The organism is Tianxiuia mixotrophica (assembly GCF_050596425.1).
GTDB lineage: Bacteria > Bacillota > Clostridia > Peptostreptococcales > Acidaminobacteraceae.
This window is the reverse complement of the sequence record NZ_CP192292.1, coordinates 2345955-2371829: the sequence shown is the minus strand read 5'-3', so window position 1 is coordinate 2371829 and position 25875 is coordinate 2345955. Positions and strand designations below refer to the sequence as shown.

Sequence of the window (25875 nt, the reverse complement as noted above, 5' to 3'; positions counted from 1 at the left end):
TTGCATGCTCTTTCACTTGCTTGAATTTCTGTATGACCGTCTTGACTTCTTATCCTTGTACATTTTTTCATCAGCCTCTCGCAGAAGCTGTTTCGTTGTTTTGTGCTTTTCCGGATCATACTCAACAAAGCCTGAACTGATACCTACTGGAAAATCTAATTCTCCACTTAAATTAATACGCTTGAACTTATCGAGAATTCTCCCCCATATAACCCTAGCTCTTGTAATATCACACCCTGCAAAAATAACAATAAACTCATCTCCACCAGGTCTTGCCACAATATCATGGTCTCTGAGACTTTCATTAATGGTGGCGCTGACAATGCTGATCAGCTTGTCCCCTTCATGATGTCCGAACTGATCATTGACATACTTGAGGTTGTTGATATCGACAAAGCAGAGTGTAAGCTGAGCGCCACTTTCTCTTGACGCTTTCATCATATCCTTGAGGATTGTTAAGCCAGCATCCCGGTTAAGAGTCCCTGTCATAATGTCTCTTTGTGATGTTTCAGACATGTGATTTAAAAGCATAGCTTTCATTAAGTACCGGTTGACAACCAGCATCATTGAGCCGACCAATGCAGCCGCAAAAATAACAAGTATTATGATTTTGCTGGCCAGTCCTGGAACAGCATTAACGTTTTCCCAGTTCTTATACAGGTATCTCAAGTTCCAACTCAGCATTGTTATAAGAACAACTGACAAGACTATATTGATCCGAACGGTTATGTCCGAAAAAGTCACCCTCGTCTTGGCCTTACGTCTTGGAATGGCAATAGACATGTTGAACATCATGATCATGGCTAAGGCAAAAAGAGTTGAAAATATCAAGACAGGCAGATGGGTTGATCGAAAGAGCATCCTAAAATCAATGCGTTCTTGGTAAATTAAGAGTCCTAAAAGTGATGACACCAGTTGGTTGATTGTCACAAATATATAGGTGGTTACACCACCAAGAGCCGTGGTCTTTAAATCAACATCAAACATGGTCGTATAGGCCCCAAGCATGACTATGAAAAACAAGAGAAGTTCCCAAAGACTGTTTAAATCCAAAAAATAAAGCATGACCGTATTTATAAAAATAAATAGGGCATGCTGATAAACGGGTCGCTCTTCTCTTCGATGCGCCACGCCAAACATGGTGAAACTAAAAATTAATGACTCGAAAATAGCTGTTAGAATTCTAGTGACCACGTTATGATTTCCTTTCGGACGAGTTTACTTAGAATCTTCCATTCGGAGTTTTTCTGCAACAAGGGCTACAAATTCACTGTTAGTCAATTTGTTTTTCTTACCAGAAAGGGTATGACCAAAATACATTTGTATATACTCTGGGTTTCCTCGATTGACTGCAATTTCAATAGCATTTCTGATTGCTCTTTCGACCCGGCTCGCCGTAGTGTCAAACTTTTCAGCAATTCCAGGATAAATAATCTTAGTGACCTTGCTCAAACAGTTGGCATCTTCATAAACCATTAGTATGGCTTCACGAATATACTGAAAGCCTTTTATATGTGGTGGTACACCAATTTTATGAAGAATTTCTGTTATGCGGGCATCAATTGATACATATTCACTCTTTGTGTTTCCAGGATTAATTTCTCCACCCTGAGCCATGTCTCCTTCAGACTTCTGCTTTGTCTTTGACAGTTGTCGCAGTCTGTCTATGAAAAGGTCAAAATCAAATGGCTTAATCACATAGTAGGTTGCCCCTAAATTAATGGCGCGTCTTGTGATGTTGTCTTGACCCACAGCTGATAAAATAATAAACTTCATTTTATCAATCAGTTCAAGCTCGCCAACTTTTTCAAGAACACCCAGCCCATCTAAATGTGGCATTATAATGTCAAGTACAACTATATCTGGCATTGTTTCCTTGATTAAATCAACGGCTTTTAGGCCATTATTAGCAATGCCCACAACTTCTAGATCGTCTTGCTCACTTATGTGCTCACTCAGAATTGTACAGAAATTCTGATTGTCATCAACGATTAGAACACGTATTTTTCACTCATAGTTTTCCCCACCTTCAAGATGACAGTTTTCTTTTCTTCGCCAACTCTAAGAGCTCTAAAGCATGAACTCTGGTTGTTTCAGTTATTGTGTCTCCACCAATCAATCGTCCAATTTCTTCAATACGTTCATCATGATTAAGTGATCGAACAGATGATACTGTGTCCGACGCTTGAGTTTGTTTCTCAATATATAAATGATGGTCTGCCATAACAGCAATTTGCGGTAAATGGGTTACACAAATAACTTGATGCGAATCTGCTATTTTCTGTAGCTTCTCACCCACAACGCTTGCCGTTTTTCCACTGATACCAGTGTCGACCTCATCAAATACCAAAGATGGAATCCCATCTAGTTTCCCCAAAATCAACTTTATTGATAACATGATTCTTGAAAGTTCTCCACCTGAAACCACTTTTTTTAGCGGTCGTAGTGGTTGACCCGGATTGGTTGAAATCATAAATTCTACTTTATCTGTACCATCTTGTCTTCTTGAATCGGATGGCTCAAAGGTTGTTTCAAATTTTGCGTCTTTCATATTTAAGGCATGGATTTCACGCATAATCTGCTTATCAAATGACGTGGCCGCTTGTTGTCGTTTCATTGACAGCTTAAGGGCAATAGCATCATACGTTTCCTGTTCCTTTTTAAGCTGTCTTTTTAAAGAATCCACACGGTCTGTATGGTTCTCCAGTTCTTCCAGTCTCTTTTGAAGATCCTTGAAATAGTCAAGAACATCACTGATATTCTGTCCGTATTTTCGCTTTAAGTCATTGATGACATTGAGTCTATTTTCCACTTCTGTTAACTCTTCTGGCATATATTCCACGCCATCAGCAAACTGACGAATATCTGAAGTCAGACCTTCTATGGTATAAAAAACGGTTTCTAGTCCTTTTTTTATTTCCTCTATGCTTTCGTCATATTTCTCCACAGTAGAAACATCGCGTAGAATATCTGTAAGTTGATTATAAATGCCTTCATCTGATGACAAGGCCTCATGAGCACCATGCATAACATTATGAATTTGCTCAAAATTTTTCAAATACTCCAGACGATTTTCAATATCATCATCTTCATTTGATTTTAAATCAGCTTTCTCAATTTCATCAATTTGATAGCGAATGAGTTCAAGCTCTCTTTGTACTTCTTCTGGTGACAAGTTGATTTCATCAAGTTGTTTTTCAACAGATTTCATTTTTTGATAAGATTCTGAAACTTGGATCATAAGCTTTTTCACGCTATCAAATGCGAATGTGTCCAGGGTTTTAATATGTGTGCCTGCATTTAAAAGAGACTGATGTTCATGCTGACCATGAATGTCCATCAAGATATCGCCTAGTGAAGATATGATACTTCGAGGTACCATTCTCCCGTTGGCTCTTAAAACACTTCGGCCAGAATGATGCATATCTCTTGAAATCATGATTAAACCATCTTCAGCATCAATTCCATGTTCTGCTAAAAGTTTGGTACAATCATCGTTAATTTCAAAAGTGCCTTGAATTGTTGATTTTTCATGAATGTTTTTTATAAGATCTTTGTTAAACTTTCCACCAAGTATTAAATCCAAGGCTCCAAGAAGGATGGATTTACCAGCCCCTGTTTCACCAGTTAAGATGTTTAGACCCTTTTCAAATGGAATGGTTAGCTGATCAATTAACACAAAATTTTCTATATATAATTCAAGAAGCATAAATGACCTCCAAGATGACAGTTTACAATATGAACAACATCATTAACACTTCCAGACACCGATACTATTAAGTTATGCCATCATTCTCTTAAATTCAGCCAAAACTTCTTCTACTTCATCTTCTGTTCTTACAAGTAGAAAAATAGTATCGTCTCCAGCAATTGAGCCCACTATTGACTTGACATCAAGTGCGTCAAGAGCTGCTGCAGCTGCATTTGCTGCACCTACCAAAGTCTTAATGACAACCATATTTCCAGCATGGTCAAGAGAAATTACAGAGTCTCTAAAGAGTTTTAGAAATCTCTCTGAAATCACACTTTCTTGCTGTTTGATCGTTGCATATTTATACTTGCCGTCTTTAGTTAGAACTTTAATCAAACGTAGTTCCTTAATGTCCCTTGACACAGTTGCCTGTGTGACATTAAAACCATTTTTCTTTAGTGCATTTGCTAGTTCCTCTTGTGTTTCCACTTCTTGTGCATCTATGATCTCAAGAATTTTGGAATGTCGTGAATATTTCAAATAAATCCCCCCGTTAATATAATGAATGCCTGTAAATTAGTATAGTCCACTGTTTCTACTTCTATACGCTAGTGAAATCTCCTTTATTTTTATATGATTTTTTGCATATATTTGAACATTTTACTTTAGACGGTTATGCGCGCTCTCCACAATCGCTTGTGCAAGTCCATCCAAAACCAGTGCATCCTCCGTTTGCCCTTTAACAGCATGGCATAAGAATTCAATATTTCCTGCTGGACCCGTTATAGGAGAAAAAGTAAGTGCCTTTATTTTAAAACCAAGTCCTGATGCAAAGCCCACAATTTCTTCAATCACCGACTGATGGACCTTAGGGTTCTTAATGACACCCTTTTCCTTTTTCGCTTCCTCTTTTCCAGCTTCAAATTGAGGTTTGATCAGAAAAACAATTTCAGCTTGCTCCGCCATTAAACTATAGGCCACAGGCAAGACAAGTTTTAATGATATAAAGGATACATCAATACTAACAAAGTCTATTGCTTCACCAATATCCTCCATGGTGACATGTCTGATATTGGTTCTTTCCATATTTACCACACGTTCATCATTTCTAAGTTTCCAGTCAAGTTGTCCATATCCCACATCAACCGAATAGACTTTACTAGCACCATTTTGAAGCATGCAGTCAGTGAAGCCACCTGTTGAAGCGCCGATATCCATGCACACCTTGTTTTCCACATGAACGCCATGTTCCTTAATTGCTTTTTCAAGTTTAAGCCCACCACGGCTGACATAAGGTAAAGCTTTCCCCTTGACCTCTATTTTTGAATCTCTTTTTACTTTAGTGCCGGCCTTATCGACCCGCTGACCATCAACAAAAATGAGGCCAGCCATTATATTTCTCTTGGCCTTTTCTCGAGATTCGAATTCTCCCAGTTCTACAAGCAGAACATCGAGTCGCTCTTTTTTCATTTTTGCTGTCTCCTAAATTTCATCTTAAGTTGAATTCTCTTGGCAATGCTTCCACTATCAAGTCCTAAGGAAGCCATTAGTTTGTCTACATCACCATGTTCAACAAACTTATTAGGTATACCTAAACTTTGAATGTCATAATTTAGTTTTTTGTCGCAAACCCAGCTCGTTAGACTCGATCCAAACCCACTGTCTACAACATTGTCTTCAAGGGTAACGATATATTTTGCCCCCAGTTCACTAAGAACCTTCTCCAGATCCAAAGTTTGAAGCGGATAGACGCATCTGACATTAACAACCGAAGCGTTTATGCCCATGGACTCAAGTTTTTCTGCCGTTTCAAGGGCTGTCGAAACCATTTTCCCAACTGATAAAATTGTAAGGTCTTTTCCAGATTTCAAAATTTCAGGCTTCTTAATATCATCATTTGATTCATTAATAAAGATTTCCTTGCCTCGAGGATAACGAATGGCAATGGGACCCTCATGGTCATTCACTGCATATCGAACCATTCGGTCAAGCTCATGGCCATCTTTCGGTGCAAGAACTGTCATATTCGGAATGTGTGATAAATAGGACAGATCGAACACACCATGATGCGTTTCACCATCATTGCCTACAAGGCCTGCCCTATCTATGGCAAAGACCACTGGCAAATTCTGAATGCACACGTCGTGAATAATTTGGTCGTATGCTCTTTGCAGGAATGTAGAATAGACTGCAAACACAGGTTTTATACCTTCTGCAGCTAGACCAGCGGCCATAGTGACTGCATGTTGTTCTGCGATTCCCACATCAATAAAGCGTTTTGGATATGCCTTCATAAAGTCAGAGAGCCCTGTGCCATCTGGCATGGCAGCAGTTATAGCCACCACCTTGTCATTGTCCTTGGCAAGGTCTGTGAGTGCATCTCCAAATACTTTAGAATATGACCTCTTCCCCGCCTTAGGCTGAACGCCCTTTTTTAAATCGAAGGCTCCAACACCATGGTAGGCAGACGGATTCTGCTCCGCTGGCAAATAGCCTTTTCCTTTTTTTGTAATGACATGGATTAGTTTAGGACCCTTAACAGACTTAGACATTTCCAGTGCATTTGTAAGTTCATCAATATTGTGTCCATCTATTGGACCGTAATAATGGTAGCCTAGCCCCTCGAAAAGCATGCCATTAACCAGCATAACCTTAAGACCAGATTTAAACTTGGTTATAGATTTTGTGATGCTCTCACCTACATGGGGGATTGAAGACAACATTGTTCTTGTCTCACCCTTTATATTGGCATAGGCAGGTGCCATCCGAAGCCTTCTTAACTGCTTTGACATCGCGCCGATGTTTTCGGATATAGACATTTCATTGTCATTAAGGACAACGGTGATGTCAAGGTCATCATGGCCAGCATGGTTCATGGCTTCAAAAGCCATTCCACCAGTTAAGGCTCCATCACCAATAACTGCAATAACACTATGGTCCTTATTCTTGAGGTCTCTGGCCTTAGCTAGACCCACCGCTGCCGATATGGATGTGGAGCTATGCCCTGTTTCAAAACAGTCATGTGTGCTTTCACAACGCTTGGGAAATCCACTCATGCCACCGAACTGTCTCAACTGTCCGAAACTATCTTTACGGCCAGTTATAAGCTTGTGAACATATGCCTGGTGACCAACATCCCATACAATTCTGTCTTCTGGACTGTTAAAAACCTTATGTAGGGCAATGGTCAGTTCTACCACACCAAGATTTGACGCTAGGTGTCCACCTGTTTGAGAGATGCTATTCAAAAGAAACTCTCTAATTTCAACGCTCAACCGAATGAGATCGGACTTATTCATTTGTTTTAAATCTTCAGGTGATGCTATTTTATCAAGTAACATAAAAATCACTCTTCCTTTGACCGACTAGCGCTTCACATCTTTCAAAATTCTTATACGGAGTTTGGAGTCAAGGAAATAAAGTATTGTTCCAACCCCTTTGACTATGCTCTTCCATTTAGAGAGCGCTAATTCTTTACCTATGGCTTTGCCGCCAACAGTGAGTGCAGCAACCGTTCCGCTAAAGACGACGGAAAGTGTTGCCATATTTAAAAACGGCAGACCAAGAGCCATGATCTGCGTTAGGATAATCGCAATTGCCGCGCCACTAATGATCCCTGCTATATCCCCAATCACATCATTACAAAAGTTTGATACGGGCCCTGCATTTCTGACAAGGCTCACACTATATTTTGCACTTGGCACCTTTTGGGCCGCCATAGAATGAAAGGGTTGTTCTTTGGCCGCTACGACAGCATTTCCTATGGTATCAAAAACAACACCTAAGAAGATAATCGTAAGCAATACGCCAATCGCAGGTATCAGGCTAACATTTCTCAAAACAGATTCTGACAGTGTACTCATGAGTATGGCTAGAATAAAAGTCATTATACTAACCCTCAAAATCCATTTGCTTGCTTTTTTCTTTTTTAAATTTTTAAGTTTTGAGCCGCCTTTATTTTTTTTCAAGACGTACCGCTCCTTTTCATTGACACGCTTTATTGTGCTTGCAATTTTTCTTTATACCTATGGTTCATAGTATAAAATGCAAGTCGAATTTATATATTAACAGGTGGCAGTACATTAAGTAAATTTTACGGCTTAGGTCCAGTTGGATTTCCCCCAAAGGCACTGTTTTGTCGCCAAAACAGCAGTTTCCCATTAAGCCTTTGACCAAGTCGTCTCCGATTATGGGACTGGACTACCACTTAGACCGTACTTCAATCCAAAATGTACTTCATAATGAACAGTCTAGGAGTTTTCCTCTGCAGGCAAGTTAACTCTTAGCCTCTTTTGCAGTGAAGGTTTAGATTAGCATTGACTTAGAGGGTATGGGCCCATACCCCTTAAGCCTGACTACCGTCCGCCTCCCCCACTCAAGGCAGGCTACGCTGTACCCAGCTTTGGTACCGGAATACAGGTGTATCCTGTAGGTTTTCACGTTACAGGTCTCCACGGAATAAGGGTCATCGCCCGCATGCCTTTGCGGATCGCCCCCACGTCCTTACTCCCAGCACAGACCCCCGACTGGGCGTCGGCAGCCAATACCAGGAACTTCATCGATGTGCCCTTTAACGGATTTTTAGCCCCGCCTTCCAAGCTAACAGCTCTGACTAGAATACTGCACCACCTGTGAATAAACTTTATTAATTTTCATCACATTCATTAAATATATGTGATATGTACCTATACTATGAAGTTTGCCACCACAATGCCAAGTAGAGCACCTGCAAAAACTTCCACAGGTGTATGCCCAACCAATTCTTTAAGTTTGTCTTGGGCGATAGGTTTGTGATGGTATAAATCTTCAATTATATTATTGAGTATGATAGCTTGCTTGCCAACAGAACGTCGGACACCCGAGGCATCATACATAACAATCAAACTTAGAACAAGGGCGATGGCATAGGAACTAGAATCCCAACCTTTTGCCAGGCCAACTGCTGTTGACATGCCCATTACAAAAGACGAATGGCTTGATGGCATACCACCTGAACCAATCATTCTATATACGTTTAGTCTGCCCTCTGAGACAAAGGTTAAGATAACCTTTAAAACCTGGGCAATGAACCACGATAAAAACGCGGCTGCGAACACTTCATTATTTACAATACCTTCAAAATAGTTCATTCTCAACCTCACACTTTAGAGCTTTCTGCTTAACAGCTCAATGACCAAGCACTCAAGGAACTCAGTGTCATAGGGAAGGGCCTTCAGGATTTGAATGGCTTCTTTGGTTAATTCTGTAGCCTTGCTTCTTGAAGCTTCTAACCCTATGAGTGACGGATAGGTTGTTTTATCATTTTTTACATCACTACCCGTTGGCTTTCCAATAACTTCAGTGTCACCCTCAATATCCAGTATATCATCAATTATTTGAAAGGATAACCCGATATTCTGGGCAACCTTCCGCATTTTAGAAATTTCTTCATCATTTGCACCACCGAGCATTGCGCCGGATGCAAAAGCAGCTTCAATTAAAGCGCCTGTTTTGTATTTATTAATGTAATTTAGGGTCTCAATATCGACCTTGATGTTTTCATTGGCTATGTCTGCCACTTGGCCGACAATCATGCCACATGCGCCTGCCTTTTCAGATATTTCATGACAAGCTTTGACACATTTTCTCATGGATTCAGGGTCTGATTCTTTCATAGTCCTTTCAAGCATGATGGTATGTGCGCTGTTTAGAAGAGCATCCCCTGCTAGAATGGCTTTGGCCTGACCAAAGACTATATGATTTGTAGGCTTACCACGACGTAGGTCATCATTATCCATAGCAGGAAGGTCATCATGAATCAGAGAATATGTATGTATCATTTCAAGGGCCGCCGCAAATGGAAAAGCCAAGTCGCATGCCCCTGAAAAAACTTTTGCTGTTTCAACCACAATAATCGGGCGAAGTCTTTTTCCACCTGCTCGTAGGCTATAGTTCATGGCGTCAAAGAGGGCCTTTTCATAAGGACTACTTTGTCCATTAAAATATGTGTTTAGATGTTTTTCGATAGAATCTTTTTTGTCACGCATTATTTGATCGAATGGTTTGTCAAGTTCACATCTGACATTCATTTAACAACCCGCCTTTACGAATTTTCGAAGTCTTCTTCACCAACAGATGTCATGATCTTTATTTTTTGCTCTGCATCTTCAAGGAGTTTGTTACAGTTTGAATAAATGCCGACCCCTTCTTCAAAGAGTTTTAGGGCATCTTCCAGTTTAACACTCCCCTGTTCCATCATATCAACAATTTCTTTTAATCTGTCCAGTTGATTTTCAAAATTTTTCTTTTTAGGCATTATTCACTCTCACCTTCTGAAACAGACGCCACACAAACATGAATTTGTCCATCTGTTACTTGTACTTTAAGATGATCACCCTTGCTGATAGCATCCACTTTATTCACAATCGTATCATTTTCATCTAGAACTATAGAATAGCCTCTGTCCATGGTTTTAAGAGGGCTAATATGATCAAGAAGCTGACCCGTATAAGACAAGCTCTGTTTTTTCATCTCAATAGTTTTGTTTACAGACTGTTCGAGCCTTTGTCTGAATGCGTCAAGTTCATAACGTTTTGTGTCTGAAACTCTAACAAGCATTCGACCTAGGGCATCTGGCGTATATCGCTCCAACATCTCTCTAGAAACTTGGGCTTTACTTTTAAGCCCATCCACCATTTTACTCCTATATGCATTTAAATAACCATAGAGTTCAATGTTCGACACGGCCGAAAGTTCTGCCGCCGCTGACGGTGTTGGTGCTCTCAAATCAGAAACAAAATCTGAAATAGTAAAATCGGTTTCATGACCAATACCCGTTATGACCGGAATATCACTTTGAAATATGGACCTTGCTACAATTTCTTCGTTAAAGCACCACAGATCTTCAATTGATCCACCACCTCTACCGGTGATGATTGTATCAAAGTTGCCAATGGCGTTGACATGGTCTATCATTTGAGAAATTTCGCTTGCCGCTGTTTCCCCTTGCACACGCACTGGAAAAATAGTTACATCAGTATAGGTCACACGTCTTTTTAGAACATTTAATATATCCCTAATGGCTGCACCCGTTGGTGATGTAACCACTGCAATTTTTTCTGGAAACTCAGGGACTTTCTTCTTGAATTTTTGATCGAATAGGCCCTCTTCATCTAGTTTTTTCTTCATCTTTTCAAACTTGACATGAAGGTCTCCTAGCCCACTTTGCTCAAGAGATTTGGCATAAAGTTGATACTTTCCATCTCTTTCATAAACCGATATATATCCCTTTGCGCGAATTTTCATGCCGTCCTCAGGCGTGAAGTCCACCTGAGAAAAATCTCTGTGAAACATAACACAACTGATTCGTGCATCTGAATCTTTCAGACTAAAATACGCATGCCCGCTGGAATGAAGTTTATAGTTTGAAAGTTCACCTTCAATGATCAGATTGGATAGAATAGGATCATATGACAGGTTCCTTTTTATATAGGCATTGACTTCAGACACTGATAATGGTCTAAGCTTCATTATTATCACCTCTATTGAGCGCCCCTAATACTGCGACGCCAATTGCATTGTCTGCTGCAAATTTAGGCCCGCAAAACATGACATCTATCCCATTCTTTTTCAGTCTTTCAGGAAGTATTTTTTGCATATAAGCACTAGAGGAAACGCCTCCCGCCATTAAGACCTTATTTACTTGACTCTCTTGCACTGCACAAAGAAGTGCCTTTTCAAGGGTTTTGATTAGCGCGTCAAAAAGTCCTTTGGAAATATCTGAAGGGTCTTTGCCCCCCTCAATATATTTCAATCCATAGGCCTCTGCTCCACTTAAGTTAAAATAAGAGCCTTTCACACTGACGGGAAATTTGAGCGGGTTTGAACTCTCATCACAAAGCTGATCTAAGAATTTTCCACATGGAAAATCGTAACCGAGTGCCACGCCAACCCTGTCTATTAATTGTCCTGCGGATACATCTAAAGTCCCACCCACAATGTCTATGTCAAATGCGCCATGCACCCATTTTGAAAACAGTATTTCTGATGTGCCTCCTGAAAGGTGGACAGACAAGTGGCTCTCACGATAATCAAATTGACCACCATAAGCACTTGCCATAATGTGACCATCTTGATGTGTTGTTGTAAACAACGGCACTTTCAGGGCCAATGACAGAGCTTTAGCAAACTGAAGCCCTGCAGTAAAAACTGGCATATATGATTCTTCTTGATTCCTCGGCCGTGTGCTTACAGCAATACACCCTATTTGACTGGTGTCTACTTCTTGACAAATTGCTTCAAAAATCATTGGCAAATTCATGACATGTTGAAAAAAGCCCTCGGACTGCCTTAGCCCACGGGCTCCTTTTTTCACATCGAGCATTTTCCGTGATTCATACACTAATCTTCCCTTATGATCTGCTATAGCCATTGATGTTGTATAGCAGCTTGTGTCGATTCCAAGAGTGTAGGGCTTCATAATATTAAGCCTTATTGCCCACGGTTGCACCTAGAAGGCCATTAATAAATGAACTGGACTCGTCATCGCTAAATTTCTTTGAGAGATTAACCGCTTCGTTGATTGATACACTTTCAGGAATATCTTCATTGAAAAGGATTTCAGTCATTGCAATTCTCAGGATTGCCAAATCAATTTTAGCTATACGGTCAATCTTCCAACCCTTTTTCAGATGAGAAGAAATTTCCTGATCAACTGCGTCTTTGTGCTGAATAAAATTCCTCACAACTTGACCCACAAAAATTTTATCCGCATCATTTTGACCAATGCTTTCAATATATGCATCAATTCTATCCACTGTATACTCACCATGCATATCCATTTGATACAGACATTGCATTGCTGTTTCTCTAGCTTGCTTTCTGCCCATTAGGCCCTCCAATACTCATTTAATCCCATATACACTTTAGAAAAACTCCGGTCTCACAGAACTAGGTCTGCTTCACGAAGTTTTTCATATCTTATAATTCTTTTTATGTGTCTTTCTATTCTTCGATTAATTCTTCCACAGGCGTGTCATCGGCAGATTTCATGTTAATGCCTTGTACATGAATGTTAACTTCTTTACAAGCAAGACCTGTCATCGTCTCAATCGCATTCTTAACATTTTCTTGTACTTGCCAAGCCACGTCAGGAATCTTAATTCCAAAATCAACAATTATATTTAAATCAACAACAACAATGTCATCTTCAATATCTACTTTGACGCCTTTTTTAAGGTTCTTAACACCAAACATTTCTGCAATGTCTTCTGCAAAACCACCAGAAAGTCCGTTTACACCTTCAATCTCTGCTGCTGCAATTGAAGTGATGATTCCAATAACATCGTCAGAAATATTAACATTACCATATTCTAAAGCATCGAGTTGTGTCTTTTCAGCCATTTTACTTCCTCCAATCATAAAATTATTATAACAGAACCTACCCCGAAACACAATGAAAGCTAGGCGTTACAGTGTGTTTACAATTTTTTATATGTAAATATAATCAAAGACCCACTTTAACTTCAGGCCTTTTTTAAACATGTCATATAAAGATCATGCAAAAGTTAACTTAAACTCAAAGTATGGACTAAACACTCTCAAGCGGAGGCACAAAGCCTTTTTAAGGAGCTTATAATCCCTCGACTATGAAATACCCATATTTACACAGGATCTTACATGCTTTACTAATCATTTTTACGACATGTCGTATATTTATAAATGGTTGCATTCAAATTGGCCTGAAAATGCCCGCTAAGGAAATAGCGGGCATAATCCATTTTCTTATTCTTCAGTTGTTTCTTCCTGCTCAAGTGTAACCTCTTCGCAGCAACACATGTCTGAAATAACGAAATCTTCACCGCATTCTGGGCAAGTCAGTTCAATGCAGCAATCGTCTTCATCCCACTCCTGATCAACCAGTACAGTCTCTCCGCAATGTGGACACTCGAATTCGTCATAGTCAGCCAAACCTAGTTCCATTTCAATTTCATCCTCAAGATCAGCAAGATCTTCGTCAACAGACTCAACATAGTCTTCTAGGTCAGCCAGATCTTCATCTACGTCTTCGACGTATTCTTCTAGCTCTTCGAGGTCTGTATCAAGTTCATCAAATGCAGCTGCAAAATCATCCATTAATTCGATGATATGAACCAGCAGCTTTCCTTCCTTCGAGTTTTGCTCAACTTCCATGCCTTCAGCAAGACCCTTCAAATAGGACACCTTTTCTAGTAGATAGCTCATGATATAACCTCCTTAGAGTTGTGTTTTTCAGACAGTTCCTAAACAGCCTGATTCATATATGAAACCGTCAAGTGCTTATGCACGAGACAGGTATTCATCGGTTCTAGTGTCAACCTTAACCTTGTCGCCTTCGTTGACAAATAGTGGTACATTCACAACTGCGCCAGTTTCAAGAACAGCTTTTTTTGTAACATTAGAAGCTGTGTCACCTTTAACACCTGGCTCAGTTTCAGTAACCTCAAGAATAACAAAGTTTGGCGCTTCAACCACAAAGCATTTGCCCTTGTAGAACTTCAGCATAACATTGTCATTTTCCTTGATGTATTTAATTGAATCTACAACAAGTTCATGAGGAAGTGGAATTTGATCATATGTTTCGTTATCCATGAAGTAGTAAAGGTCACCATCGCTATAAAGATATTGCATTTCTTTTGATTCGATGTGTGCCTTAGGGAACTTTTCAGATGGAGAGAAAGTTGTTTCTCTTGTAGCCCCTGATAGTAAAGACTTGTACTTTGTTCTTACAAAGGCAGCCCCTTTACCTGGCTTAACGTGTTGAAAGTCAATTACAACAACTGGTTCGCCGTTAATTTCAAATGTCATACCTTTTCTAAAATCACCTGCAGAAATCATGCTTATACCTCCGATTAAAGTTCAATTAAATGTTTAGGGGACGTTGACAACCTTTCACATCCATTTTCCGTTACCACAATTAGGTCTTCTATTCGAACACCACCGAATTCTGGAATATAAATACCCGGTTCGTCTGTTACCACCATATTTTTCTCTAATATTTTTTCACCGATTGGTGCAAGTCTTGGTGCTTCATGCACTTCAAGACCCACTCCGTGTCCAAGTCCATGTCCGAAATATTCGCCGAACCCTTCCTCAGTGATAATGTCTCTTGCTATTTTATCAGCGTCTTTGCCCTGTATACCAGGTTTAATGTACTGAAGTGCCGCTTCCTGAGCCTTTAGAACAGTCTCATAGACTTTTCTTTGCTTCTCGGTTGCTTGCCCCATAACAATTGTCCGTGTCATATCTGAACAATACCCCTTATAGACACAGCCAAAATCCATTGTTACAAAATCGCCATTTTCAATAATTTTATCACTGGCTCGACCATGAGGCAGTGACGATCTCCAACCGGATGCCACAATAATATCAAAAGAAAGAGCGCTGGCCCCTTGTTTTTTCATAAACATTTCCAGCTCTAGGGCAACCTCTTTTTCTGCCATGCCTGGTTTGATATATGTAAGAATATGCTCAAACGCCGCATCGGCAATGGAAGCTGACTTTTTAATTGTCTCAATTTCCGCTTTGCTCTTTTGCAGTCTAAGAGATTCGATTAACTGGTCAATTGGAGTAAATGCCGTGTTCGGCATATTTTCTCTATATGTATCAAATTCTTTTACAGTCATACTTTCGTCTTCAAATGCCAAGCTTTTCAGATTGAGTTCATTCAATACATCATAAATGGATTTTTCAGGGGTGTGCAGTTTTATTTCAAAACCTTTGCACTCAGCTGCCGCTTGATCTTTGTATCTAAAGTCAGTAATAAACCAAGCGTTCTCATGGCTGACTACAGCAATACCTGAAGTGCCCGTGAAACCACTGATGTATCTTTTATTCTCAGGCTTGGTGATGAGAACTGCATCAAATGCGCGATCGGTCATTGCATCTCGAAGTCGTTTTAATATTTGCATCTTATTCACCGCCTTTTTCATGTAAGCAACTGCATATTTCACTCTAAAGTCATCACAAAACCATATAGACATGTACGAAAATTATATCAATATGGTTTTGTGATGACATGGCTCTGTGAACATACAGGTGCCTAATGTATTTTTCAGTGGATAATGCCGCAGAAGAACCATTAAACGATGGAAATTTCTTTCTTAGTGCGTCACATCCCAATATATATTACCACACTTTTCATATTTTGAATAGCAAGCAAATACGCTTCATATCAAAGTTTTAACAGTTTTATGACTTGATCAGCTATCTCACTTGGTGAATACGCATCGGTTTCTATAATAATATCTGCGCTGTCTTCGTATATTTGACCGCGCACGCCTATCAGCTGGTCAATTTTTTTCTCTAAGGAACCATCTTGAATGAGGGGTCTGTGTGCCCTTCCACTTTCTAGATTCTTGAGAAGCTGATTCTTGCTGGCCTTGAGATAAACCACCCTGCCACTGACTTTCATCAGTTCTACATTACTGTCTTTTAAGACCACACCACCGCCTGTTGAAACCACTGTTCCATCTTCCTGTGCTATAGCTTTTGTAACGTCTGTCTCGATTTCTCTAAACTTTTCCTCGCCGTATTTCTCGAATATATGCGGTATGGACATACCTCTTTTTTCTATAATTTCATCCATGTCTAACCAAGGCATATTTAAACGATCGGCCAGTAACTGACCGATCGTGCTTTTGCCTGATCCCATCATACCTATCAGGTAAATATTAATTGTCATCATCCTCCGAGTTATGGCGCGGGTTTTTTGAAACCACGTTAATGGCATCAATGAGCGCCTTAAGTATATCCGTTTCGTACTGGAGATTCATCTCGTCAAGTTTTGAATAAACTTCGCCCTTGCTTGTCACCACATAATGAGGCTTTAAACTGTTCAGTGCAATGGCTTTGATATCCATTAAACAATGCTCACAGGTACAAACATCTGGAAAAGCCCTCAGTAAGTTTGGTAAGTAATGATCAACGGAAATCTCCATATAATTTCTCAGTTCCAAAGTATCACGCCCTTCAGTCATATTAGGGGCAAGCTGAATTACTCTCTTACCTCTCTCCAATATTCTACCTTGTAACGCTGAATCCCTTTATTTTTTTGCATACCAACAAGGAGAGGAAGCTGAGATAAGTCAACATCAATATTCCCTTCACTGGACTTCTTATACGGAACCACTGCTATTACGGGTTGGTTTCCAAGGTCTGTCGTGAAGGCTGTAGGACTGCTTCGATCGGCGTCATAGTCGTTCCAGTAGTCTGATTTTCCATCATAGTAGCCATAAATATTTTCTATTTTTCGCCCCTCATCAGCATAAAAGGCCTTACTTAGATCATCATAAGCTGCTATAAGCTGATGGCCCAAGGTGACTTTATCAGTAATATTTTTATTGATTAACTCTTTCTTACCCGGTCCATAGAAAATTACTCGACCCTCGGCATAGATATTCCCAACAAAGGTCACCGTCACGCCTGCTGGCGCATAGATATACACATCGCCTTTTGTGGCAATAATACCAGATAAATTGACCTTGATATCGCCTAGACCGCCTAGACCGATATTATTGTTTCCAATGCCTCCGGGAGGGTTGATGTAGATGTCTTTTGAGGGATCGTCATTTATAATCTGAATGTTACTGTCCGATCCAATGTTTAACCGCCGAGTTGTGCTATCCATTAAGATAAGTTGTGAAAGTCTAGTGCCTTCTGTATCCTCATTAATTGTCTTTAATAAAGTATTGGTCCCACCTGGCTCTACATACTCATATACAAAGTTATGACCATTCTTTATATCTCTTGTGGCCAGAAGATTCATTTTTTTATCAACATCACGGTCTTCCGTGTTCAGTATCTCACGCTTTATTTGGGAAAGCCATAGACTCATGTCATTGGCCTTGTCTGTTCCAAATAAAACCATACTGTCATCATTTGTTTGACCTGGTACAATACCAGCTGAATAATTGTTATTTAAGAAGTCAAAAGTTTTTTCAACACTTCTGATTTTAAAAATACTCTTGTCTTCATCATCAACTTTTGATGCACTGGCATTTGGATCACCATTTTGAGCACCATATATAAAAACTTGTTTTTTAAACTCTTTAGCGCTTGTCACCTCGTCGTCACTTGACTTTTCTAGCATTTCATAAGGCGTCTCTTCAAATAAAGGATTCCCTTCAGAATCATATCCATAATAATAATCCACTTCATCATATCCAGAAAGCTTTCCAGCATATTGTCCGTTTCTCTCATTTTTTGCATAGGTCGTTGTATAAAATTTCAGATACTTATTTTCTGTGGTTAAAGACTCGCCCGTCATATAATTGTGAATATTTCCATCCTCGTCTTTTCGAGAGATGCCCGAGAATGATATACCATGTATAAATGCCTTATCCACTTCGATAGATGATTTGTCTACCGCCTTTCTGTCCACAATAATTGATCCAGCTAAATCTCCTTGATCATAATTTGTTTCTCCAGAGTCAAGCATTAGGTAAAGTTCCCCTTCATCCATCGTGATCTCACTGCCTGCAGGTTTTGCTGCCGTTCCCACTCTTATATTGGTATTTCCTTTTTCTCCATTTAATATGATGTCTTCGTATAGGTATAAATTTTTTAACACATCAATGTTAATTATTGAGGTGTTGTCTATTGCTGACTCCGTACGAAGTTCATTTGCACCTAGATTCTCCTCAACCTTAAGATTATAACCCGACTTAAAAAACTTAATATTTCCTCTTGTATAGAGATCGCCCTTCACATTCAGGGTCGCAGATTGCCAGTTTTCTATTGAATGATCCAACATACCATAGAATTTAAAATCAGAAAGGTCTTGCCGTAAAAAATCATCTTCACCTTCTTCAATACCAAGAACTATTCCGCCAAACGCTTTCTGTGAAAGGCGGTCTGATAAATTTGATTTTTCTGGCAGACTTCCGTAGAAGTATGCATTGCCTTCGATGGTAACATCGCCCTCGGTTACAACAAGGTCTTTACCTGAAGCTATTGCGTAATCTAGGATTTCATTGTCCTTTATTCTTTCAACACCTTTAGCGGTCCGAAAAACGAAGTGATACTGCGGCTCTTCAATTTCCACTTTTAGCTGGATGGCTTTTTTATGCTCATTAAACCGACCATTCGATTTTAAGGTTATATACAACTTCCTATCCTCGAATGATGAATTGACAACTTCTATATCGAGATTTTCATCTGTTCCGTCAGCACTCACATCGTAGCCTGATATATTTTCAATATGTTGATTCAAATCAACGTGGACAAGTCTGTTTTGGGGAGCTGTAGTGTTATTTGGGTCTGCGCTTCTTTTGAGCGCGTTTTGAGAAAGCTTTTGATAAATTAAACAATTGTCTTTGTAGGAATCCGGACTATCAAGCTGACCCAGATATTCTCCAGTGTTCTCGTCTAGGAGTTTATAGGACAATATATCAGGTTGATTTAGGAAATACTCATAATATTTCACTAAAAACTCCAGATTAAGAGCTCTGTCGATATGGTCCATAACGTCTTCTTCGGTGATCACACCATTATGAAGATCTGACTTCAATTTTCTTAAATAAGGTTCCCAGACTTCCCCTTGAACAAATGTTTCTTCGTCATCATCTGTGCCTTCAGTCTTTTCAAAAGCATCAAATATATTTTCCTCATCCATACTGACAACACTATTAATATGTTCATTGGCCAGTCTTTCTGCTTCAAAGGACATGTCGTTGATTTCAGCCAAACTTTCCTCAATGGCCCCATCTGTAATATAAAATGCATTGTTGCTTCCACTTAGACGCAGTGTTCTTTGAAGACCACTCAAACTGACCATCATTAGGCCTAAGCCTAAAATGGTTAAAAGTGAAATGATAATTAGCACTGTTATAAGTGCTGATCCTTTTTCCTTATTCAAATTTTCAGATTTTGATTTTTTATTCAAAAATGGATTTATCATAATATCACTTCTTTCTTACAGAAGAGTATAAGTCATATATAAGTTCGCCTCGACTGTTTTCAACCGTTATATAAACCCAGTAGTAGTCTAAATCATTGTTCACAGTTTCTTCGGTTTCTGAATTAAGCTTCAAATAAAAGTTCACTTCGCCTGTGTTACTGATATCACGTTCAAAGCTATAATTTTTGTTGTCATCATCAAACTCATAAACTTCAAGTTGACGTGCACTTAACTTATCATTTCCTTTTGGTGGACTTTCTTTATCACTATTGCCTGAAGCATTATATATTACAAAGGTAAGCAGTTCATCCTCGGTTTCTGTCTGGGAAGCATTTACTCTTATAACAACCTCTTCGTCTGGCCCTTTGCTTAATGGGAGAATATCCGTGTAAAGTCCGTCGTCCACCTTATACTTCAATTTATAAGCGTTTTCAATTGGTGTTTCTTCTAGGAGCAAGGTCACCGTCTGATCAGAATCCAAATTTTGAACAAGGCCCTTACTGGCTCCAGAGTCCGTTTGAAAGTCAAGATGTGTGTGAACAGAATCATATGACGGCACAATGATAATATCTGGGCTGATTGTATGATCAAAATAATTGAGATCACCATTATTGCTGTTAACAGAAGTCGTTTTATTAGAGTAGTTCACCGTCACAGTAAACCCCTCGTAAAGCTGTGGCATTCCATTGTTGTTTGGGTCAGGGGCTAATTTTATTTCCTCTAACTTCTTCTGAGCAGCATATTCAGCACGAACGATCCGTTCGGATCGTTCGCCTATTTCAGTCGCTTTCACGAATTGATTCAAATATGGTCCAATAACAAGGGCGAGAATGCCTATTGCGATTATTAGTTCCAGCAGTGTAACACCTTTTTGATTTTTCAACATGGTTGGCCTCCTGCTAGCGTATCACTTGAACATCGCCTTCTGTTGTTCCCATGACTAATCTTGGCAATTTACTATCATCTGTTTTCACTAAGATCTTCACAGGTTTACCGGTTTTATTGTAAACACTCAAGGTGCCCATACCAACGTCTTTCTCATCTACCCTAGGTGTTGATATAACTGTTATATAAACAGCATCTTCATAGTTGGGTGCGAAGCCATAATACTCATTGACACCTGGAAAGTTCGTAAAAGATGTCGAATAGTAAAATGCAAGTTTGCCCGCAGACTCTGTTACAGTTATAGATAAATTTTCACTATCACGCTGGGAATATAAAGAGAGTTCACTCTGATCCGCCTTAGATATATAGTATTTATTGTTGATAGACGTCGGTGCACTCATGATAATTTCAAAATCAGGTTCAAGTCTTGTGCTTTCTTGACTTGTTGAGTTGTTTCCATCACCCCCAAGATTATTGAGTAATGTGTCATCAAGTCCTGGTATACCCGTTATTGAGCCAAGTCCATTTGACGCCCCACTTCCTATGGAGGTGATTGGTCTGTCTGGATCTGCAAGAGACCCAGTGACAATGTAATCAAATGGGCTGTGTTCTTCAAACTCCGATTCATACAACCAGTTGAGCTTAGCTAGGGTTTCATTATCGTAGTAGTATGGAAATTGTAAGTCAATTGTACCGACCACACGATTAGAAAAATTATTGTCTTTAGCGATGGATAGATTTTTTACAAGTACAATATTATCGAAACTTTCAAGTTGACCAATCACATTTTTTATGTTCTGATAAGCTCCGGATATTTCCACTGTTGCGTCAATGGTATTGACCACAGACTCCCAACCTTCTTCTTGTTCAGAATCAGCTTCATTTTGATTTTCAAATCGCGCTTCAACCATACTTTTTGAGAAGTTATCAAGGAGTGTATCCTCATATCCAGATATAATTTTACCAATGGCTTCCTCATCACTATTCTTTTCAACACGGTCTCCAGCGTTTCCGAAGCTATAGCTTATATCTTCCACCTCATTGGCTTCAAAGACTTGACTAACACTTCTAATAACTTCCTCTTGATAAATAATTGGAGGCAAGGTTCTTTCCATAATTTCAACCTTGCGCTTGAATGAATTGATCAAATTCTTTTGCATTTCAAGGGGCATAATGTTTCTTTCAATGCTTTCCAAGGTTCTTTCATTTTCACGTAATTTTGCTTGCTCTAAAGCTAGGGCGTCAAACACCGGCAGATATATATAATATATAACGCCTGCCACTGAAAGAAGGACCAGAAAGCTTATTAGCATAATACGTTCTCTACTAGTCAACCTCATCAGTGTCACCTCCAAAACTACACTCTAGTACAAATTCGAACTTTTCCTCAACACCCTTGTAATTTATTTCCTCGGTTCTGTTAATTGATTCTACACTGAGTTCATGAAAAAGGTTTAAGGATCTAATTTTATGGAGGAGGTCAGGAATTTCTTCCTTGGTCTCAGTCTTGCCATATATCGTCATTGATTCTGTAGAATCAAAATCCACGCTTACATAGTAAACATCTTGAGGTAAGACTGATTCAATCACTTCTGTGACATAGATCACGGATGTGTTTTCAGCTTCAATTTCTTTTAGCAAATTTGACTTATACTCTATTCTATTATCAAGTGCTGTTAATAAGTACTGTCTGTTTCTTTCTTCACTTTTCTCTTCAATGGCCTGAAGGATAAGGGCATTGCTGGCTTGAGTCTCTTTCAACTGTCTTTGCAGATCAATCAAGTGATAGGTAAAAACCACAGCGACCGCCACTACGAGCGTTAGTACAGCAAATGCCAAACGCACTCGTTTCTTTTTCTTGAAATATAGGTCTGGCAGAAGATTTATTTGTTTTTTCTTATATTGATCTAAGACCGAAATATCTTTCTTTTTTCCAAACATTAGTGACCTCCTTGCATAAGACCACCGATGACAGGTATTAGAAGTCTATAGTCGGTGTCTTTAACATCAGAGTTTTTATAATGATTTGGAACAAGTTCCACGCTTATATTGTGGTAGAATTTCAAGAATGTGTCGAATTGCTTTAGATTTGTGCCACCACCAATTAGGTATATTTCATCAACATTCATCCCGAATTGTCTTGTTTTAAAGAATTCCATCATCTTTGTCACTTCGTAAGCAATGGGTTCATAAATTCTTTCGTAAATAGGATCAATCTCTGAGTCGATTTGATTGGTGTGGCTTTGATTTAACTTACTAAACTGCAGTTTTTCCCTCAATCTCTCAAGTTTTGTATGTACATCAGAGACAGAAGTCTTAGGTTTTGTCTTTATTTCAAAATCAAACATCTCTTCTCTAGATTTATTCAAAGGACTGCCTGTATACTCAGAGTGTCTCTCAATAAGGTCCACAATGCCTAGTTCAGACTGAATATTTGCAAAGTAAGTCGTACCATTGAACATCGTTAAATTCATGGATTTAGCCCCGAGATCCACAACAAGTGTGTTTTTATCTTCTGTTAAAACATGTTTTCTGAAATATGAGAAAATAGCGTCCGTATAATAGTCCACTTTTTTAATGTTTAACTTAAGTTTATCAACAAGTTCAACCTGCTCATCAACCGTATCTTTAGGTGCTGCAACAATCATAACCTCTGCTACTTCTCCGCCTTCATCCAAAGACTCTTCTGAAAGACTTTTCTTTATCTGATTCACCTTAAAATCAAGATAGAAGGCTTCGATATTGTAGGGTAGAAACTGCTCGGCTTCAAACCTCACAATTTCTTTCATTTCTTTTATTTTAACCAGTGGCATTTCACGCAGGCGTACCACGCCTGACATTCCGCTAACCGTTAAGTAGCACTCTGCCCTGCGAACTTTCATTTCTTTAAGTATTTCTTTTAGTAGCGGTTGTATTTCATTTAGATTTAATCGACCATCTGGATCATAAATCTTATCTGTGTTTTCAATCAGTCTATAGTCTTTTATATGAATATCGCCCTTTTTATCTTGACCATAGATGACTTTTGTCATTCTATTGCCAATTTCCATTGCAATAAATTTGCCCATACCGTCATAGTCCCCCTAGTATCTCTTGGAGATACTTGTAGAAATAGTTTCTTGTCTGCCATCAACATTTATTGTCAATTCAATTCCAACGCTCACATCATTATCATTGGATTTATCCACGACCAAACTTACAACTGAATCACATAGCTCGTTTTCTGTATCATTGCTATATTTATAGAGCTTACTGTCTTTAACATAATATAAAATATCTTTAATTCTAAGTATTGTTGTATTATTTGTTAACCCTGTCTGATTTAAATTTTCAAGGTCTGTGATTTCACTAATATTATTGTACTTTTTGACATCATCATAGTCAGCCATTCGAATACGCGTGTTCACTTCTTCATAAAAAAGATGCGCATCGGCCAATACTTCTTGGTATTTTGATTCGTTTGAGAATATATCAAAGCCTCTGAACATGGCCATATATGCTGGCACCATAACCAGAGACATAATTGATATTACTATCAAAAGTTCTAAGAGTGTAAAACCAGCTTTGCTTTTAAGTTTATTTTTTACGGGCATAGTCTCACACCTTACTTGTCATCATTAAAGAGTCTTGCATCTGACCTTTAGCATATATAAGACTTACTTGTAATAATTGAATCCAGTAGAAGCCTACAACAAAAGTCGAAAATACAAGTGCACAAATTCTTCAAAGAAAAAATAACCAACAATTGAGCCAAACACGAGGAATGGCCCAAATGGTATATGATCTTTTCTGTTCTTTATTCGAAGGGCTATGAGCAGCACCCCGATAAGACCACCCATTATAAAGGCTATGAGTAGTGCTGCAATTGTGGGAAAAAGCCCTAGCCAAAGGCCCATGGCAGCCATATATTTAATATCGCCGCCCCCCATTGGGCCGACTAGGGCAATTAAGAACAGGACCAGGCCTCCCGCTAAAAATCCATAAAGTGCATCTAAGTTGCCAATGTGATGGCTCGATATCAAATACCCAACCCCTAGAAGACCTATAAATAAATTTAGGGAGTCTGGGATGATTTCATGCTTTAAATCTATGACTGTGACACAGATCAGAGCAGAAACCAACCCAGCCTCAAAGAGGAATTGCCAAGATAAACCTGTCCTTAAGTATAGCAATCCGAATATCACACCAGTAATTAATTCAATGATTGGATACTGCATGGAGATACCAGCCTTACAGTAGCGACACTTCCCCTTCAAAAACACATAGCTAAGTAGTGGGATATTATCTATTGCTTTTAAATCATGACCACAAGCATAGCAGTGTGATCCAGGAAAGGCTATGGATTCATTTTTAGGTAATCTGTATATTATAACATTTAAAAAACTGCCTATTAGAAGTCCTAAGACTGCTGCTGTATATTGCATGGTTTATCTCCGATTTATCTATTATATGCTATATCATTATAAATTTTCTACAACGCGTGATATTGATACTATTTGTGTTGCACTAGCACCTGTGCCACTACTTAAAGTTACCGCAACTGTGTATCTATTTGGAACATTAGGATCTGTCGTTATTGTTACTACGAAAGCATTATTTGTTGATTGAGCGGTTGGAAGTCCACCAGCACCATATATCGCTGTAGTAACAGTCGAAACAGTATAATCTCCGCTAGTACCCGTTGGAGCATTTCCCATAACATATGCACTTACATCAGTTAAAATCGCTTGAGCCGTTGACTCATCAGCCTGTCTTCTCGCCATGTCCGTTACACCAGTAAGTCTAGGCACTGCAATAGCCGCCAAAATACCAAGTACCGCAATTACGATCATTAGTTCTACAAGTGTAAAACCTTTTTTGTTCATTTTTTTTCTAAAGAATTGAATCATTTTCATTTCCTCCTTTAATAATATACATATATAAACAAGATGACTTCTTCCCACATGAAACCATCTGGTTTAACGCAAAATTTCAACACTGCCTTGTGACAGAACCTGTGTGCCCAAACGAACTTCTATAATGGCTTGATTATCATCATTTGGGTCTTTGTGAATGAAAACCTCAAACTCATTTCTTGTACCTCTAGCTTGAGGAAAGTTAATACTTAGCGCTTGGACATCACTAGTAACATCTATAAAACTTGTTGAGTTCACTTGTATTTCCCCTAATGCAGTTTTTACAGAGACTTCTTTTTGTAGAATTTCAGCATTGGTTTGATTGACACGATCATTTGTTAAATCAATATAATCAATCATACTAGGTAAGGCCACTGCAAATAATAAACCTAATAGTGCAAATACAAACATTAGCTCAATCAAGGTAAAGCCATTATTGCCTCTTCTTTTTCCAAATAATTTTATAAACTTTTCATTTTGTCTCACAT

Annotated in this window: 28 protein-coding genes; all 28 read right to left on the bottom strand. The window is 39.0% G+C overall.

Features of this window, described 5'->3' with window-relative positions; translation table 11 throughout:
- Positions 1-12 precede the first annotated feature (12 nt).
- The gene (locus tag ACQ4KW_RS10255; RefSeq protein ID WP_430886443.1) at positions 13-1194 is read right to left on the bottom strand and encodes a GGDEF domain-containing protein; all 1182 of its coding nucleotides are present in this window, start codon (positions 1192-1194) and stop codon (positions 13-15) included.
- Positions 1195-1218: 24 nt separating this feature from the next.
- On the bottom strand, positions 1219-2004 hold the full coding sequence (spo0A, locus tag ACQ4KW_RS10250; RefSeq protein ID WP_430886564.1) for a sporulation transcription factor Spo0A: 786 nt from the start codon (positions 2002-2004) through the stop codon (positions 1219-1221).
- Between the two features lie 25 nt (positions 2005-2029).
- Positions 2030-3709, bottom strand: coding sequence for a DNA repair protein RecN (gene recN / locus ACQ4KW_RS10245; protein ID WP_430886442.1), 1680 nt, complete (start codon positions 3707-3709; stop codon positions 2030-2032).
- 72 nt (positions 3710-3781) lie between these two features.
- On the bottom strand, positions 3782-4231 hold the full coding sequence (locus ACQ4KW_RS10240) for an arginine repressor (protein ID WP_430886441.1): 450 nt from the start codon (positions 4229-4231) through the stop codon (positions 3782-3784).
- A gap of 120 nt (positions 4232-4351) precedes the next feature.
- Positions 4352-5161, bottom strand: coding sequence for a TlyA family RNA methyltransferase (locus ACQ4KW_RS10235; RefSeq protein ID WP_430886440.1), 810 nt, complete (start codon positions 5159-5161; stop codon positions 4352-4354).
- Positions 5158-7038: a 1-deoxy-D-xylulose-5-phosphate synthase gene (dxs, locus tag ACQ4KW_RS10230; protein ID WP_430886563.1), complete on the bottom strand. Its 1881-nt coding sequence runs from the start codon at positions 7036-7038 to the stop codon at positions 5158-5160. Before dxs ends, ACQ4KW_RS10235 begins: the two co-directional genes overlap by 4 nt.
- An 18-nt stretch (positions 7039-7056) precedes the next feature.
- Positions 7057-7659 carry a hypothetical protein gene (locus ACQ4KW_RS10225; protein WP_430886439.1) on the bottom strand — a complete coding sequence of 201 codons (603 nt, stop codon included), beginning with the start codon at positions 7657-7659 and terminating at the stop codon, positions 7057-7059.
- A 717-nt stretch (positions 7660-8376) separates the two neighbouring features.
- The gene (locus ACQ4KW_RS10220; protein WP_430886438.1) at positions 8377-8820 is read right to left on the bottom strand and encodes a divergent PAP2 family protein; all 444 of its coding nucleotides are present in this window, start codon (positions 8818-8820) and stop codon (positions 8377-8379) included.
- Between the two features lie 15 nt (positions 8821-8835).
- Positions 8836-9759 (bottom strand): polyprenyl synthetase family protein, encoded by a 924-nt coding sequence (locus ACQ4KW_RS10215; protein ID WP_430886437.1) that lies wholly within the window; start codon positions 9757-9759, stop codon positions 8836-8838.
- Between the two features lie 14 nt (positions 9760-9773).
- The gene (locus tag ACQ4KW_RS10210) at positions 9774-9986 is read right to left on the bottom strand and encodes an exodeoxyribonuclease VII small subunit (RefSeq protein ID WP_430886436.1); all 213 of its coding nucleotides are present in this window, start codon (positions 9984-9986) and stop codon (positions 9774-9776) included.
- The gene (gene xseA, locus ACQ4KW_RS10205; RefSeq protein ID WP_430886434.1) at positions 9986-11200 is read right to left on the bottom strand and encodes an exodeoxyribonuclease VII large subunit; all 1215 of its coding nucleotides are present in this window, start codon (positions 11198-11200) and stop codon (positions 9986-9988) included. Before xseA ends, ACQ4KW_RS10210 begins: the two co-directional genes overlap by 1 nt.
- Positions 11190-12149 (bottom strand): hypothetical protein, encoded by a 960-nt coding sequence (locus tag ACQ4KW_RS10200; RefSeq protein ID WP_430886433.1) that lies wholly within the window; start codon positions 12147-12149, stop codon positions 11190-11192. Before ACQ4KW_RS10200 ends, xseA begins: the two co-directional genes overlap by 11 nt.
- A 4-nt stretch (positions 12150-12153) precedes the next feature.
- Positions 12154-12558, bottom strand: a complete 405-nt coding sequence (nusB, locus tag ACQ4KW_RS10195) for a transcription antitermination factor NusB (RefSeq protein ID WP_430886432.1) — start codon at positions 12556-12558, stop codon at positions 12154-12156.
- A 115-nt stretch (positions 12559-12673) separates the two neighbouring features.
- On the bottom strand, positions 12674-13072 hold the full coding sequence (locus ACQ4KW_RS10190; RefSeq protein WP_430886431.1) for an Asp23/Gls24 family envelope stress response protein: 399 nt from the start codon (positions 13070-13072) through the stop codon (positions 12674-12676).
- A 381-nt stretch (positions 13073-13453) separates the two neighbouring features.
- Positions 13454-13912, bottom strand: coding sequence for a CD1247 N-terminal domain-containing protein (locus ACQ4KW_RS10185; protein WP_430886430.1), 459 nt, complete (start codon positions 13910-13912; stop codon positions 13454-13456).
- A 75-nt stretch (positions 13913-13987) separates the two neighbouring features.
- On the bottom strand, positions 13988-14545 hold the full coding sequence (gene efp, locus ACQ4KW_RS10180; protein ID WP_430886429.1) for an elongation factor P: 558 nt from the start codon (positions 14543-14545) through the stop codon (positions 13988-13990).
- A gap of 14 nt (positions 14546-14559) precedes the next feature.
- Positions 14560-15618, bottom strand: coding sequence for a M24 family metallopeptidase (locus ACQ4KW_RS10175; protein ID WP_430886428.1), 1059 nt, complete (start codon positions 15616-15618; stop codon positions 14560-14562).
- A gap of 263 nt (positions 15619-15881) precedes the next feature.
- Positions 15882-16391: a shikimate kinase gene (locus tag ACQ4KW_RS10170; protein ID WP_430886562.1), complete on the bottom strand. Its 510-nt coding sequence runs from the start codon at positions 16389-16391 to the stop codon at positions 15882-15884.
- Positions 16381-16686, bottom strand: coding sequence for a late competence development ComFB family protein (locus tag ACQ4KW_RS10165; RefSeq protein ID WP_430886427.1), 306 nt, complete (start codon positions 16684-16686; stop codon positions 16381-16383). The genes ACQ4KW_RS10170 and ACQ4KW_RS10165 overlap by 11 nt, the downstream gene beginning before the upstream one ends.
- A 17-nt stretch (positions 16687-16703) precedes the next feature.
- Positions 16704-19607, bottom strand: a complete 2904-nt coding sequence (locus ACQ4KW_RS10160) for a hypothetical protein (RefSeq protein ID WP_430886425.1) — start codon at positions 19605-19607, stop codon at positions 16704-16706.
- 4 nt (positions 19608-19611) lie between these two features.
- Positions 19612-20493, bottom strand: coding sequence for a type IV pilus modification PilV family protein (locus ACQ4KW_RS10155; protein ID WP_430886424.1), 882 nt, complete (start codon positions 20491-20493; stop codon positions 19612-19614).
- Positions 20494-20506: 13 nt separating this feature from the next.
- A complete protein-coding gene (locus ACQ4KW_RS10150; RefSeq protein ID WP_430886423.1) occupies positions 20507-21832 on the bottom strand; it encodes a hypothetical protein in 1326 nt (441 codons plus the stop codon).
- The gene (locus tag ACQ4KW_RS10145; protein WP_430886422.1) at positions 21819-22433 is read right to left on the bottom strand and encodes a PilN domain-containing protein; all 615 of its coding nucleotides are present in this window, start codon (positions 22431-22433) and stop codon (positions 21819-21821) included. Before ACQ4KW_RS10145 ends, ACQ4KW_RS10150 begins: the two co-directional genes overlap by 14 nt.
- A complete protein-coding gene (pilM, locus tag ACQ4KW_RS10140; RefSeq protein ID WP_430886421.1) occupies positions 22433-23560 on the bottom strand; it encodes a pilus assembly protein PilM in 1128 nt (375 codons plus the stop codon). Before pilM ends, ACQ4KW_RS10145 begins: the two co-directional genes overlap by 1 nt.
- Positions 23561-23575: 15 nt before the next feature.
- Entirely contained in the window at positions 23576-24085 is a 510-nt protein-coding gene (locus ACQ4KW_RS10135; protein WP_430886420.1) for a type II secretion system protein, read from the bottom strand.
- 93 nt (positions 24086-24178) lie between these two features.
- Positions 24179-24916: a prepilin peptidase gene (locus ACQ4KW_RS10130; protein WP_430886419.1), complete on the bottom strand. Its 738-nt coding sequence runs from the start codon at positions 24914-24916 to the stop codon at positions 24179-24181.
- A 36-nt stretch (positions 24917-24952) separates the two neighbouring features.
- Positions 24953-25387, bottom strand: coding sequence for a type II secretion system protein (locus ACQ4KW_RS10125; RefSeq protein WP_430886418.1), 435 nt, complete (start codon positions 25385-25387; stop codon positions 24953-24955).
- A gap of 63 nt (positions 25388-25450) precedes the next feature.
- Entirely contained in the window at positions 25451-25873 is a 423-nt protein-coding gene (locus ACQ4KW_RS10120; RefSeq protein WP_430886417.1) for a pilin, read from the bottom strand.
- Between the last annotated feature and the right edge of the window lie 2 nt (positions 25874-25875).

What these genes read in the sequence shown, in the direction of transcription:
- ACQ4KW_RS10235 (WP_430886440.1), bottom strand. Translation starts at nt 5,161, where the DNA reads ATGAAAAAAGAGCGACTCGATGTTCTGCTTGTAGAACTGGGAGAATTC.
- ACQ4KW_RS10145 (WP_430886422.1), bottom strand. Translation starts at nt 22,433, where the DNA reads ATGTTTGGAAAAAAGAAAGATATTTCGGTCTTAGATCAATATAAGAAA.
- ACQ4KW_RS10190 (WP_430886431.1), bottom strand. Translation starts at nt 13,072, where the DNA reads ATGGCTGAAAAGACACAACTCGATGCTTTAGAATATGGTAATGTTAAT.
- ACQ4KW_RS10125 (WP_430886418.1), bottom strand. Translation starts at nt 25,387, where the DNA reads ATGAAAATGATTCAATTCTTTAGAAAAAAAATGAACAAAAAAGGTTTT.
- ACQ4KW_RS10160 (WP_430886425.1), bottom strand. Translation starts at nt 19,607, where the DNA reads ATGATAAATCCATTTTTGAATAAAAAATCAAAATCTGAAAATTTGAAT.
- ACQ4KW_RS10170 (WP_430886562.1), bottom strand. Translation starts at nt 16,391, where the DNA reads ATGACAATTAATATTTACCTGATAGGTATGATGGGATCAGGCAAAAGC.
- ACQ4KW_RS10200 (WP_430886433.1), bottom strand. Translation starts at nt 12,149, where the DNA reads ATGAAGCCCTACACTCTTGGAATCGACACAAGCTGCTATACAACATCA.
- ACQ4KW_RS10155 (WP_430886424.1), bottom strand. Translation starts at nt 20,493, where the DNA reads ATGTTGAAAAATCAAAAAGGTGTTACACTGCTGGAACTAATAATCGCA.
- ACQ4KW_RS10220 (WP_430886438.1), bottom strand. Translation starts at nt 8,820, where the DNA reads ATGAACTATTTTGAAGGTATTGTAAATAATGAAGTGTTCGCAGCCGCG.
- xseA (WP_430886434.1), bottom strand. Translation starts at nt 11,200, where the DNA reads ATGAAGCTTAGACCATTATCAGTGTCTGAAGTCAATGCCTATATAAAA.
- nusB (WP_430886432.1), bottom strand. Translation starts at nt 12,558, where the DNA reads ATGGGCAGAAAGCAAGCTAGAGAAACAGCAATGCAATGTCTGTATCAA.
- ACQ4KW_RS10135 (WP_430886420.1), bottom strand. Translation starts at nt 24,085, where the DNA reads ATGCCCGTAAAAAATAAACTTAAAAGCAAAGCTGGTTTTACACTCTTA.
- ACQ4KW_RS10150 (WP_430886423.1), bottom strand. Translation starts at nt 21,832, where the DNA reads ATGAGGTTGACTAGTAGAGAACGTATTATGCTAATAAGCTTTCTGGTC.
- ACQ4KW_RS10215 (WP_430886437.1), bottom strand. Translation starts at nt 9,759, where the DNA reads ATGAATGTCAGATGTGAACTTGACAAACCATTCGATCAAATAATGCGT.
- recN (WP_430886442.1), bottom strand. Translation starts at nt 3,709, where the DNA reads ATGCTTCTTGAATTATATATAGAAAATTTTGTGTTAATTGATCAGCTA.
- ACQ4KW_RS10130 (WP_430886419.1), bottom strand. Translation starts at nt 24,916, where the DNA reads ATGCAATATACAGCAGCAGTCTTAGGACTTCTAATAGGCAGTTTTTTA.
- pilM (WP_430886421.1), bottom strand. Translation starts at nt 23,560, where the DNA reads ATGGGCAAATTTATTGCAATGGAAATTGGCAATAGAATGACAAAAGTC.
- ACQ4KW_RS10185 (WP_430886430.1), bottom strand. Translation starts at nt 13,912, where the DNA reads ATGAGCTATCTACTAGAAAAGGTGTCCTATTTGAAGGGTCTTGCTGAA.
- ACQ4KW_RS10210 (WP_430886436.1), bottom strand. Translation starts at nt 9,986, where the DNA reads ATGCCTAAAAAGAAAAATTTTGAAAATCAACTGGACAGATTAAAAGAA.
- ACQ4KW_RS10165 (WP_430886427.1), bottom strand. Translation starts at nt 16,686, where the DNA reads ATGACTGAAGGGCGTGATACTTTGGAACTGAGAAATTATATGGAGATT.
- efp (WP_430886429.1), bottom strand. Translation starts at nt 14,545, where the DNA reads ATGATTTCTGCAGGTGATTTTAGAAAAGGTATGACATTTGAAATTAAC.
- ACQ4KW_RS10175 (WP_430886428.1), bottom strand. Translation starts at nt 15,618, where the DNA reads ATGCAAATATTAAAACGACTTCGAGATGCAATGACCGATCGCGCATTT.